Genomic DNA, 11,520 nt, shown 5'->3' with positions numbered 1-11,520 from the left:
CACTAAAAACAGGGCTCTAGCTCTATTAGTTCGAGGCTTTAGGCAAACATTAATGATAAACAATGTATCGACTGCGCTTAGGTTACTCTAACGCTGTAGTCGAAGGCGATGACGCGGGAAATCCAAGGCTAGATTCTACATGTTGCTGCCTGAGCAAGCTTATTGTTAGGTTGATTGGCATCGGCTTATAAAAGTAGAAGCCTTGTATATAATCGACACCCAGTTTAGACAAAATGTTTACTTGGGATTCGTACTCAACCCCTTCAACGATGACTTGCATGCCTAAGGTTTGTGACAACTGAAGCATGGATTCCAGCAAAGGGATACCAAGGCTTGATTCGTCGGAAATGTTCTTCACAAACACACGGTCGATCTTGAGAATGCTGAACGGAAATTGTCTCACGAAATCCAAGCCCGCATAGCCAGTACCAAAGTCATCAATCGCGACTCTCACGCCCAAATCGGCAAGCTTGGTTAAGTTGTTTTTGATCTTCACCATATCCGCATCAGAACACTCGCCATCTTCTGTCACTTCAAAAACGACTTGTTTGAGAATATCTGGATTCTTCTTGTAGATGCTAATGACTTTGTTGGCGAAGTTACTGTTAGAGACGACGTTTCGGCTGATATTGACGCTGATGTATTTTGACTCAAACAGCTCGCGGTGATTCTTCATGGTGTACAGCACTTCACGCAACACAAAGTAGGTTAGGTCTTCAATCAACCCTAAGCTCTCTGCAAGAGGGATGAAGATGGCAGGGGATACATTGCCTTCGATAGGGTCGTTCCACCTGAGCAGCGACTCACAGCCCACAATTTCAGTTGTGTTTCGGTTAACGATAGGCTGCATGTGAACATGTAGGTGTTTGTTTTTGAGTGCGCTAGACAGCGAGTACTCTAAGCTGCGTTGACTCTGTTTTTTATGCTTGAGAGAAAGAATAATGATGGTGGTAATTCCGGCCATCAAAAAGCCAAACCACAAGTAGCTTAATAAGAAGTGCAGATAATACTGATACCCAATGTATGAGGTGATGGTCAGTGGGTAGATACTGGATTGTATCCGAACTTCAGCGATGGATGCCCCAGTATCTGAAGGGTGGATATCTCTTTTGATCACCTCGACTTTAGCTTGAATGCCATGGTTGTGAAGGTTCGCTTCTACAATGTCATAGATAAAGTGCGGCGGAATCATCAGGCTCACTCCGGCATCTTCCTTATTCGAGAAAATAAGCATGATGGATTGCACTTGGGTGATGGCTGAATTGGAATACGATAGGGTGGTTAAATTCGGATCGTCGTTGAGTCTTTCTCTGATAGTGCTGTAAAGGCGAAACGAAACCTCACCATCGGTGGTCGAACAGTAAAAACGGTTCTGTTTGTTGAATACGGCGGCTTCTTTTACCCAATCGGCATCAAAAACGTTTTGTCTTAGCTCTCTAACAATTGCATCGCAAGATTGGTCTGGGGTGATACCCGATAAAAAACGGTCGAACCTGGATTGGATACCTTCAAGTCGTGTTTCGACGAGCTTTGATGTGTCTTGGGTTAAATTCTGGTAGTGAGATGGTGTAAACGGGATAAGCAATGCCATAGAGAAGAAGAAAGAAATGGCAAAGTAGAACGAAGTCTTGGCAAAATGTTGGTACTTGATATCCATAGTCGGAGAAGCGTTACCGATTGGGTGAGCATTCAATTTAATTTATAAATTTAACGATTACGTAGCAATAGTAATAATAAATATTGTGAATACGCGCATGAATTATTGATAAAGATAATATGTTTTCCATTTTTACCAGCGAAATCTTGATGTTATCTCGTTTTTTCTTGGCGGGGTTGGTGATATTTTGCATTGTTCATACGTATAACAAACGCTTATATCCCGATAAATTTTGATGTTATTTGCTCAAAGAGCGAAAGAGATTTAAATATTGAGCCATGTTTAATCTAATTCGCTGATATGGTCTCAAGTTAAACAAGGTTATAAAGAAATGTCACCGAACCATTCACGGGTGACAATATTTAGGATGTTTATGAAAAGAATGATATCAGTAATCGCATTCGCTTTGCTGTCTGGTTCTGTATTAGCCGATGAACAGGTTGTCGATTGTGAGAATGCGATGAATACCATAGAGATCAACCACTGTGCGTCGATTGAGTTGGAAGCTGCAACGGTGGAGCTTGACCAATACCTTGAAGCGAGCTTTGAACACAATGCTTATGATGAGGAGTTGGTGAGTTCCATAAAGGTCGCTCAAGAGAGTTGGCAAGCGTACATGACAGCTCATTGTGACTCGGTGTATACCCAATGGCGCGATGGTTCAATTCGAGGTCTGATGGCACTTTCTTGCAAAACCAAACTCACCAAGCAAAGAACACATGAGGTGTGGGAAAACTTCTTAACCTATATGGATAGCACACCGCCCGTTTTGCCAGAGCCGAAGCTGATGAAGTAGATGACCTACTTATGAGAGTGTGCGCTTGCTTCAACCATTATCGTTCGCGTCAGCAAGTGAGAGGGGATTTCGTTACTCTGCCGTTCTTAGGTTCAAGTTTAAGTGTTACCCATTAAGGATTCGATTTTGGATAGTGTCAGCATCACTCTCGTTCAGCTTGAGGTTGAATACAAAAATAAGCAGAAGAACGTCGCGTTAGTCTCTGAGCTTTTAGAAGCCGAGACGTCAGTGGGTGACATTACCTTGCTGCCTGAACTTTTCTCTACGGGGTATATTTTTAACGATGCCGCGGAAATTCATGAGTTGTGTGAAGACTTCACTAATAGCCCTACCATTGATTCGTTAACGGTTTTAGCTGCGAAACATGAGACGTTAATCGTTGCTGGTATTGCAGAACAAGGTAACGGCCAGTATTACAACAGTGTGGCGGTGATTGATGGATCTGGTTTGCGTCATAAATACAGAAAAATCAGTCAAACGAAATTCGATAAGCAGTACTTTTCGAGAGGTTCAGAGGTGCTAACCTTTGAGCACAAGGGCTTAACGTTTGGTGTTGCGATTTGCTTTGATGTTTGGTTCCCAGAGATCATGAGAGCGTATCAGTCGGTTGATGTTGTTCTTCATCCTGCGAATTTTGGCGGACATCATAGTTTTGCCATTGCTCAAGCGAGAGCTTTGGAGGAAGGGTGTCACATAGTTACTTGCAATCGCGTCGGGCAAGATGTCGTTGATGCGTTTACTGCGACATACTGTGGTGGCAGTCGAGTTTATTCTCCAAAAGGCGATTTGATACTTGAGCTGAATGAACAGCAGTTTGTAGAAACGGTGGTGATTCAGGATCTTTCTATTGCACCTCAATACAATGGTGTCGATGTGCTAGACGAAATACAGCAAATCGCATCTGTGTTGAATCGCTAAGAAGATAAGTGAAGTGCATTAGGATCGAAAAGGGCAAGGTTGTTTAACCTTGCCCTTTGTTGTTGGTCTGTTTCAGCTGTCTGTTGCTAGGATCTTTAAGGAAGCGCTTTAAATGGCTTTTACGCTGCTTCGTTCAACTAATGTAGGCTCTAACTCAACTACCTGCGGGTAAGCGTCTGGCGTTTGTAGCCTGCTTAAAAGCGTATCGACTGCTGCTTTACCTAAACGGTGTTTTGGCTGGTGGACAGTGCTTAACGCAGGTGTCATGTATTTCGACAGGTGGATATCATCGTAACCAATGATAGATAGGTCATTCGGAATCGAAGTACCATCTTGAGCCGCGGCATGAATCACGCCCATTGCCATCATGTCATTACTCACAAACAGTGCGCTAGGCATTCCACCACGCGCTTTCAGTGTCTGATAAGAATCAAAACCGCCATCACATTCGAAGTTAGATTCTACAATCCAGTTTGAGTTGATCTCTAAATTCGCTTCTTCCATCGCTTGCTTGAAACCTTGATAACGAGACGAGGCTTGATTGCGATGCAGTGGACCAGTGATACAGCCAATCAGAGAGTGACCGTTATCTATCAAGTGCTTGGTCGCCATGTAGCCGCCTTGATGCGAGTTGTCTTGGATCTTATCGCTCGCGAACAACATTGGGCCCCAGTCCATAACCACAACAGGCAGCTCTGGGTAACGTTCAAACACATCAATATGCTCGCCTTCAAGGGTCGAACACATCAGCATTAAGCCATCGACACGCTTTTGTAGCAGTGTATCGATGGATGATTTCATGCGTTCGCTGTCACCCTCGGTGTTGCACAAGATAAGGTTATAGCCTTTTTCGTAACAACGACGTTCAACGCCTTTTACGACCTCGCCAAAGAATGGGTTAGTAGAGGTCGTCACCAGCATCCCAAGGGTTTTGGTTTGCTTCATTTTCAAGCTACGAGCCAATGCAGACGGCGCGTAGTTCAATTCTTTAGCTGCATTGTTAACACGCTCAGCTATCTCTTCACTGACAAAACGTGACTTGTTGATCACATGGCTCACGGTAGAAGTCGAAACCTTTGCGAGCCGAGCGATGTCTTTCATTGTTGCCATAAAAAATCCTTGTGGGAGTAACTTGCCACGTTGCGCGATATTCTGCCTGAAAACAGAGGCTTAAGCTTCTAATTTGTTGTTAGCGAATCTTAAGGCTAACCACTAAAAATCAACTAAGCAGACAATTGCTCTGCCAAAAACGCGTCTGTTTCTGCTCGGCTTGGAATAGAGGTTTGAGCGCCAAAGCGAGTCACTGAAATTGCAGCTGCGGCGTGAGCAAACTTAATCGCGCGTTCTAATGGCATGTCTTCAAGTAAGCCTGTCACTAATGCACCGTTGAACGTATCACCCGCAGCGGTGGTATCTGTCGCTTCAACTCGGAAGCCCGCGATCAACTCACCTTCACCGTTTTTACTTACCCAAACACCTTTAGCGCCAAGCGTGATCATTACCGTCTCGATGCCTCTAGCATGCAGAGCCAAAGCTGCCTGATGAGCAGATGCGCTGTCGGTTACGGTAACGCCTGTCAGTACTTCTGCTTCGGTTTCGTTTGGTGTAATCACATCAACACAAGCTAACAACGAGTCCGATAGTGGGCGAGCTGGGGCAGGGTTTAGAATCACGCGAGTTCCGCTCTCTTTTGCCGTTTTTGCTGCGTATTCAATGCCTTCAATCGGGGTTTCAAGCTGAGTCAGCAGGTATTTAGCTCCGCGAATCTTCTCTAGATGTGGTTCGATTTGGTCACAAGTCAGTTTGTCATTAGCTTCTGCAGAAAGACAAATGCTGTTTTCGCCCGTTGCCGACACTTGGATCATCGCGATGCCAGTTGGCGTGTTGTCTGCCACGATCACGCCGTCGATGTTGATGCCGTCTTTAGCAAAGTCTTGACGAATGTTGATGCCGAACGGGTCGTCACCAACACAGGCGATGAAGCCGATATCTGCGTTTAATCGCGCAGCAGCGACTGCTTGGTTTGCGCCTTTACCGCCAGGGATGACCTGATAGTTACCGCCAATCAAGGTTTCACCCGGACGAGGGAACGAAGGAACTTGCAGTACGTGGTCAGCGTTAACGCTACCTAAAACAATCAGTTGAGTCATGATACGAGCCTTATGATATATCGTATTTGAAAATGCATGGGTCTTTCTCATTGTGTTAAGTGCGCTCTCGTTTGTGAGCGGAATGAGAAACAGCGATGCACTGTCGGGTTTTGCTTTTGTTTGAGTCAGCGAGCTAATCAAAGCAGGGAGATAGGGGACTCCCTGCTTTATATCGCGTTACCTAGTAACGATTACTTAGCGATGATTTTTAGAGGTACTGGTACGTACTCGTCTACTGTTTCACCTTTCAGTACTTTGTCTGCCATTTCGATACCTAGAGAGCCGATTAGGTCAGGCTGTTGTGCAACTGTAGCGCCAAGTAGGCCACGGTTAACTGCTGCGATGCCGTCGTCTGTGCCATCAAAGCCAACGATCATTACTTCTTTACCTGAAGCTTGAACTGCGCGAAGTGCACCTAGTGCCATTTCATCGTTCTGCGCGAATACTGCTTGTACATCTGGGTTAGCAGCAAGTAAGTTTTCCATTACGTTCAGACCTTTAGTACGGTCGAAATCAGCAGGTTGGCTTGCAAGAAGCTCAAGGTCGCTGCCGTTTACTGCGTTCATGAAGCCTTCACCACGTTCACGAGCTGCAGAAGTACCAGCAATACCTTCAAGTTGGATTACTTTCGCTTTTTCGCCCACTTTTTCCATGATGAAGTGACCCGCCATTTCACCACCGATTACGTTATCAGAAGCGATGTGGCTCACTACGTCACCACGGCTTGCACCACGGTCTAGTGTAAGTACTGGGATGTTTGAACGGTTAGCCATGCGGATTGCGTTAGACACAGCATCTGAATCTGTTGGGTTGATCAGGATTGCCTTAACAGCACGAATGGTTAGATCTTCAATGTTCGACAGCTCTTTGCTTGGGTCGTTTTGAGAATCCAGAACGATAAGCTTGTAGCCTAGCTCTTCAGCTTTCGCTTCTGCGCCATCTTTCATGGTTACAAAGAATGGGTTGTTCAATGTAGACAGAACGATTGCCATTGTATCTTGCGCCTGTGCAGACACAGATACTGTTGTAGAAAGAAGAGCAGCAGAAATAAGAGTCGCTAATTTTTTCATGGTGTAAATCCTTTGTGTAGGGTGAGCTAGGAGGTGAGTCCTAGCTCGTTGTTACATTATTTATAGATTCTAATATTTAAAGGTAAAACAGGGTGTTACTTGTATTAACCTAGAGTGTGAATAGGTTTTATTTGTTTTTGTTGTCGACCAATACCGCCAGAAGAATAACCACTGCTTTTGCAATCATCTGGTAGTAAGAAGATACGTCTAGTAGGTTTAGGGCGTTGTTTAGGAAGCCGATAATCAGTGCACCAATCAATGTGCCCATGATACGACCACGACCGCCAGCTAAGCTTGTGCCGCCAAGAACCACGGCTGCGATAGCATCTAGCTCATAACCCATACCTGCGGTTGGCTGAGCGGATGACAAACGCGATGCCACGATGATGCCTGCTACTGCTGCTAGAAGACCACAGATTGCGTAAACGCCGATTTTTACTTTGTCTACGTCGATGCCTGATAGGCGAGTTGCTGATTCGTTGCCACCCAGTGCGTAAACGTAACGACCAAAGCGAGTGTGGTTAAGTAGGTACCATACTGCTGCGAATACCACGACCATGATCCATACTGGAACTGGGATACCCATTGCGTAGCCTGTACCGAACCAAGCGAATGCGTCTGCAGTGTCGGTGAAGCCAGTTGAGATAGGACGACCGTCGGTGTAAACCATGGTTACGCCGCGAAGTAGTGTCATGGTTACCAGCGTTGCGATGAAGGCTTGAACCTTACCTTTAGCGATAATCACACCACTAATAGCACCTAGTGCTGCACCAGCTACAAGAGCAGTTGGCACTGCGATCATCACAGGGATTTCCATGCCAATCATGCTGGCAGCGAATGCACCACAAAGCGCTAGTACAGAACCAACACTCAAGTCGATACCCGCGGTTAGGATAACCAGCGTCATACCTACAGCGATGATTGCGTTAACCGAGGTTTGGCGCAGAATGTTCAGGATGTTGTCGACAGTAAAGAAGTTTGGGTTTAAGAAAGAAACGACAACAATCAGGAAGATCAAAGCAATCAATGACTTTTGATCAATCAGCCACTCTTTGCTGATTAACGGTTTCTTCTTTGGCGCTTCAGTTTCAGTTGTTTTGCTCATGGTTTTAGTACTCATGCTGCGTCCTCGTTGATCTTTTTACCGACCGCACACGCCAGTAATAATTCTTGGTTTGCTTCTTTAGCGTCAAATTCACCGCTTACACGGCCTTCATGCATCACCATGATGCGGTCACTCATTCCTAACACTTCTGGCATTTCAGATGAGACCAAAATAATGCTCATGCCGTCGGCTTTAAATTTATTAATGAGTTGGTAAATTTCTTTCTTAGCACCGACATCGACACCACGCGTTGGCTCGTCGAGAATCAGTACTTTTGGTTTGGTCATCAAGCCTTTAGCGATAGCCACTTTCTGTTGGTTACCACCAGAAAGGTTGCCGATGATCTGCTCGCGAGTAGGGGTTTTGATGTTGAATAACTTGATGAAGTCATCCACGGCGATCACTTCGTCTTTGTGTTGGATTTGGCCGCTCTTAGTCAGTAGATCCAGTGAACAAAGAGACATGTTCTCTTTCACTGAAAGCCCAAGCACCAAGCCATCGCCTTTACGGTCTTCAGAGATGTAAGCAATACCATTAGCAAGGCCATCTTTCGGGCTTACCGGGTTAATGGTTTTGTTTTCTAGGTTGATAACGCCGCGCTCACTCGGAAGAGCACCGTAAATCACTTTCATCAATTCAGTACGACCAGCGCCCATCAGGCCAGATACACCAAGGATTTCGCCACGCTTTAGAGTAAAGCTCACGTCATGAACGCCAGAGCCAGTCAAGCCAATCACTTCTAGGCAGGTTTCGCCAAAGCCTGAGTGGATTCTTGGGTATTGCTCATCCAGTTTACGGCCAACCATCATTTCGATTAGGCCATCTTCATCTGTGTATTTTACTTCACATTGACCAATGAATTTACCGTCACGAAGTACCGTGATGTCGTCACAAATCTCAAAGATCTCTTTCAAACGGTGAGAGATGTAAACAATGCCGCAGCCTTCATCACGCAGTTCGTTAATCACTTTAAACAGAGACTCAGTTTCAGTATCGGTTAGCGCATCAGTCGGCTCATCCATGATGATGACCTTAGATTCAAACGATAGGGCTTTCGCGATCTCTACCATCTGTTGCTCACCAAGGCTTAGCTGGCCTAGAGGCGTTTTAGAGCTGTGTTTTACGTTAAGGCGTTTAAGTAGCTTGTCCGCTTCTTGGTACATCTCGTTCCACAAGATGCGACCCATGGTGCCCGTGATTTCACGACCTAAGAAGATGTTCTCGGCGATAGTTAACTCAGGGATTAGGTTTAATTCTTGGTGAATGATACTAATGCCTGCTTGTTGAGAATCACGCGGCCCTTTGAATGCAGCTGGCTTTCCTTGGTAGGCGATAGTGCCGCCATCCAAGTGGTAAATGCCGGTGAGCACTTTCATGAGCGTTGATTTACCTGCACCGTTTTCACCCATTAACGCCATTACGCGTCCTGGGTAAACGTTGAGGCTTGCCTTATCCAATGCTTTAACACCAGGGAAGGCTTTCTCAATTGAGCTAAGTTCTAAAATGGCTTGAGTCATGTCGGTTCCTTTACTCGGGGCCAGTTGTATTTGATTGTTCTGTCTATGTATTGTTTTGGTTCAGTGATGACACTGAGCTGTCGTTGCGTTTTGCTTGAGCTAAAAGGTTACGCCAGCTTGGAAAATAACATTTGCGTATGGTGTGCATTCACCAGTGCGAATCACTGCACGGCTTTCATGCGTTCGCTGTTTGAATTCTTCATGAGTGATGTAAGTAATAGAAAGCGATTTGCCACAACGTGCTTCTTCTGTCTTGATTAAATCAATCAGCGCAGCGTGGTGTTCTGGGCTTACTTTCGCAAACTCTTCTGCAATCACAACGCCTTCGATTTGAGATTCATCCAGCATGGTTTTTACCGTTTGCTGAAAGCTTGGGACACCGTGAGTCAAAGCAAGATCAATACGAGTTACGTGATCCGGAATCGGCAAGCCTGCGTCACAAATCGTGATTTCATCTGTGTGGCCAAGAGTCGCCACTAGGTAAGAGAGTTCAGAGTTTATTAGAGTACTTTTTTTCATATCACGACCTATCGAAAAATAACGTTTGATGGGTTGAGAACAACTCAATAAAAAGCCATCGAAACGTTTCGATAGTGATAATAGTGTCTGATTTATCATTTGCACTATTCACTTTCTTAGAGTGTGATAATGATCATCGAAACGTTTCGATGGGGTGTTTTTTGGTGATCTCAGTCACCGACATTGATTGCATAAATACGAACAAAACTGAGGACAACAAGGGGGATTCGTCGAACATCAGACTGAATAGAAAGAGGGGATGGTTGCGATGCATTGCTCATACAGTGTTGTTTGAATCTGGCGGTTTGTCATCCCCAATTCTAGCTAACTAAGTAGGTTCAACCGATAACGCATAGCCAAACTTGTTGATGGTAACTATTTGGATGTTTGGTGTTCTCAACCGCGCAAAGACATTACGAAGGTTATAAACCGCATTTGCTAGAGCATGAGGTGACGAGAGTTGTCCGCCCCAGCAGATATCTACGATGTGTTCTCTCGAAATGGGCTTTCCAACATTCTCTAGCAGTAAGCAGAGCACCGCCAAAAGGTGAGGGCGCAACGTTATTTTGTTTCCCTGCGGGTTGGTGATAGTTCGAGCGTCGATATCAAGGATTAAGCCGTTAAGGTTTATGGTTTGGGTCATCGTGTTTCTGTTCGTCTTATTTTGAATGGTGGAGATTGATTGGGTATTTCGTTAGGTGTGCTAGTGATTCAAAGCGCGCGGATTATGCGAAATAACACCACTCTTGAAAGTAAGCGTTCGTAAGTCTGCGCGAATAAAATCTAAAAATGGGATGGTTTGAAAATTGAGTGGAAGGTTTTATCTAGAAAAGGCGTGTTTTTATTTCTTTATTATTCAGATGTTTATTTGGTTATTACTGATTGTGTTGTTTGAAATGACAAAGTGATTACATTTTTATTTATTTTTTTGTTTTCTGTGAGCTTAACCTGCTTGCGAATTCGACGGGGTGTCGGATAACTCTAACAAGATTGTGCAGCAGAGGAAGGCGTAACAATCTTGATTTGCAATAAGTAAGGTCAAGCAGTAATGAACAACAAATTTATTCTAAGCATCGCGATGATGTCAGTAGTGGCAGCAAACAATGTAATGGCAGCGGACAGTGGCTTCTACCTAGGCGGTGTAATCGGTACGTCTGGTATTGATGACGGTGGGCTTTATAAGGACTCTTTAATGCCAATTACTGTTGATGCAGAAGACGAGACATATAAGATAATTGCCGGATACCAATTTAATCGCATTGTTGCGCTAGAGGCGCAATATACGAATTATGGCGACGTTGTTGCAAAAAATGCATTAAACCAATCTACTTACACTTGGTCTCCAACTGCATTTTCGATCAGTGCTAATCTAGGTTACACGTTTGACAATGGAATTCGCCCTTTTGGCATCATCGGTTTGTCGACGATTGATTTAGACCAGTCGTTGCCGGTGCTTGATGACGATAGTGGTGAGGGTATTCGCTACGGTTTCGGAGTGGAGTACACACCCAAACAGGCTAAAAACGTCAGCTTTAGGTTAGGTTATGAAGCGGATGCATTTGTGATTGAGAGCGATTCAGCTTTTGAAAGTGATAAAGATCTCGTGATCGATTCATTCTACCTTGGCGCAACATACAACTTCTAAGTTTCACACTTTGCTAAACGGTAAATCGGTTTCTGAATGGGGCGTCGGTTGGCTCAACCCGTTTGGCTAAAGTGGAAAGCCGCAGTTATTAACTGCGGCTTTTTTCATGTTTATCGCTGGTGAATCTTGAGTGAGAACGTCAT

11 protein-coding genes are annotated in these 11,520 nt (G+C 44.8%); 3 read left to right on the top strand and 8 right to left on the bottom strand.

All coding sequences use genetic code 11. The annotated features are described in order from the left end of the window. Window positions 1-82: 82 nt before the first annotated feature. Entirely contained in the window at window positions 83-1,657 is a 1,575-nt protein-coding gene (locus ITG10_RS24000; RefSeq protein WP_017632761.1) for an EAL domain-containing protein, read from the bottom strand. Window positions 1,658-2,030: 373 nt separating this feature from the next. On the opposite strand from ITG10_RS24000, the gene ITG10_RS23995 reads away from it, so the two are divergent. Both ITG10_RS23995 and ITG10_RS23990 read left to right on the top strand, forming a co-directional pair. Then, the gene (locus tag ITG10_RS23995) at window positions 2,031-2,453 is read left to right on the top strand and encodes a lysozyme inhibitor LprI family protein (protein ID WP_017632762.1); all 423 of its coding nucleotides are present in this window, start codon (window positions 2,031-2,033) and stop codon (window positions 2,451-2,453) included. Window positions 2,454-2,579: 126 nt separating this feature from the next. Next, window positions 2,580-3,371, top strand: a complete 792-nt coding sequence (locus ITG10_RS23990; protein ID WP_017632763.1) for a carbon-nitrogen hydrolase family protein — start codon at window positions 2,580-2,582, stop codon at window positions 3,369-3,371. A gap of 108 nt (window positions 3,372-3,479) precedes the next feature. Here ITG10_RS23990 and ITG10_RS23985 read toward each other — a convergent pair whose 3' ends face one another. The 7 genes from ITG10_RS23985 to ITG10_RS23955 form a co-directional block, all read right to left on the bottom strand. Beyond that, a complete protein-coding gene (locus tag ITG10_RS23985; RefSeq protein ID WP_017632764.1) occupies window positions 3,480-4,481 on the bottom strand; it encodes a substrate-binding domain-containing protein in 1,002 nt (333 codons plus the stop codon). Between the two features lie 113 nt (window positions 4,482-4,594). Then, complete coding sequence (rbsK, locus tag ITG10_RS23980; protein WP_017632765.1) at window positions 4,595-5,521, bottom strand: ribokinase; 927 nt, start codon at window positions 5,519-5,521, stop codon at window positions 4,595-4,597. A 191-nt stretch (window positions 5,522-5,712) separates the two neighbouring features. Next, window positions 5,713-6,591, bottom strand: coding sequence for a ribose ABC transporter substrate-binding protein RbsB (rbsB, locus tag ITG10_RS23975; protein ID WP_017632766.1), 879 nt, complete (start codon window positions 6,589-6,591; stop codon window positions 5,713-5,715). A gap of 127 nt (window positions 6,592-6,718) precedes the next feature. Then, entirely contained in the window at window positions 6,719-7,711 is a 993-nt protein-coding gene (gene rbsC / locus ITG10_RS23970) for a ribose ABC transporter permease (RefSeq protein ID WP_009844905.1), read from the bottom strand. Beyond that, window positions 7,708-9,213 carry a ribose ABC transporter ATP-binding protein RbsA gene (gene rbsA / locus ITG10_RS23965; RefSeq protein ID WP_017632767.1) on the bottom strand — a complete coding sequence of 502 codons (1,506 nt, stop codon included), beginning with the start codon at window positions 9,211-9,213 and terminating at the stop codon, window positions 7,708-7,710. Before rbsA ends, rbsC begins: the two co-directional genes overlap by 4 nt. Window positions 9,214-9,312: 99 nt before the next feature. Then, window positions 9,313-9,732 (bottom strand): D-ribose pyranase, encoded by a 420-nt coding sequence (gene rbsD / locus ITG10_RS23960; protein ID WP_017060853.1) that lies wholly within the window; start codon window positions 9,730-9,732, stop codon window positions 9,313-9,315. 328 nt (window positions 9,733-10,060) lie between these two features. Then, window positions 10,061-10,375, bottom strand: coding sequence for a winged helix-turn-helix domain-containing protein (locus tag ITG10_RS23955; protein WP_017632769.1), 315 nt, complete (start codon window positions 10,373-10,375; stop codon window positions 10,061-10,063). Window positions 10,376-10,780: 405 nt separating this feature from the next. Here ITG10_RS23955 and ITG10_RS23950 point away from each other — a divergent pair, with 405 nt between their 5' ends. Beyond that, on the top strand, window positions 10,781-11,377 hold the full coding sequence (locus tag ITG10_RS23950; protein ID WP_017632770.1) for a porin family protein: 597 nt from the start codon (window positions 10,781-10,783) through the stop codon (window positions 11,375-11,377). The last annotated feature ends 143 nt before the right edge of the window (window positions 11,378-11,520 follow it).

The organism is Vibrio sp. ED004 (assembly GCF_023206395.1).
In the GTDB taxonomy this organism is placed as follows: Bacteria; Pseudomonadota; Gammaproteobacteria; order Enterobacterales; family Vibrionaceae; genus Vibrio.
The sequence above is the reverse complement of the archived record's forward strand: the minus strand, read 5'-3'. Positions and strand labels throughout refer to the sequence as shown.

What these genes read in the sequence shown, in the direction of transcription:
- ITG10_RS23955 (WP_017632769.1), bottom strand. Translation starts at nt 10,375, where the DNA reads ATGACCCAAACCATAAACCTTAACGGCTTAATCCTTGATATCGACGCT.
- ITG10_RS23950 (WP_017632770.1), top strand. Translation starts at nt 10,781, where the DNA reads ATGAACAACAAATTTATTCTAAGCATCGCGATGATGTCAGTAGTGGCA.
- rbsB (WP_017632766.1), bottom strand. Translation starts at nt 6,591, where the DNA reads ATGAAAAAATTAGCGACTCTTATTTCTGCTGCTCTTCTTTCTACAACA.
- rbsC (WP_009844905.1), bottom strand. Translation starts at nt 7,711, where the DNA reads ATGAGTACTAAAACCATGAGCAAAACAACTGAAACTGAAGCGCCAAAG.
- rbsK (WP_017632765.1), bottom strand. Translation starts at nt 5,521, where the DNA reads ATGACTCAACTGATTGTTTTAGGTAGCGTTAACGCTGACCACGTACTG.
- ITG10_RS23985 (WP_017632764.1), bottom strand. Translation starts at nt 4,481, where the DNA reads ATGGCAACAATGAAAGACATCGCTCGGCTCGCAAAGGTTTCGACTTCT.
- rbsD (WP_017060853.1), bottom strand. Translation starts at nt 9,732, where the DNA reads ATGAAAAAAAGTACTCTAATAAACTCTGAACTCTCTTACCTAGTGGCG.
- rbsA (WP_017632767.1), bottom strand. Translation starts at nt 9,213, where the DNA reads ATGACTCAAGCCATTTTAGAACTTAGCTCAATTGAGAAAGCCTTCCCT.
- ITG10_RS24000 (WP_017632761.1), bottom strand. Translation starts at nt 1,657, where the DNA reads ATGGATATCAAGTACCAACATTTTGCCAAGACTTCGTTCTACTTTGCC.
- ITG10_RS23995 (WP_017632762.1), top strand. Translation starts at nt 2,031, where the DNA reads ATGAAAAGAATGATATCAGTAATCGCATTCGCTTTGCTGTCTGGTTCT.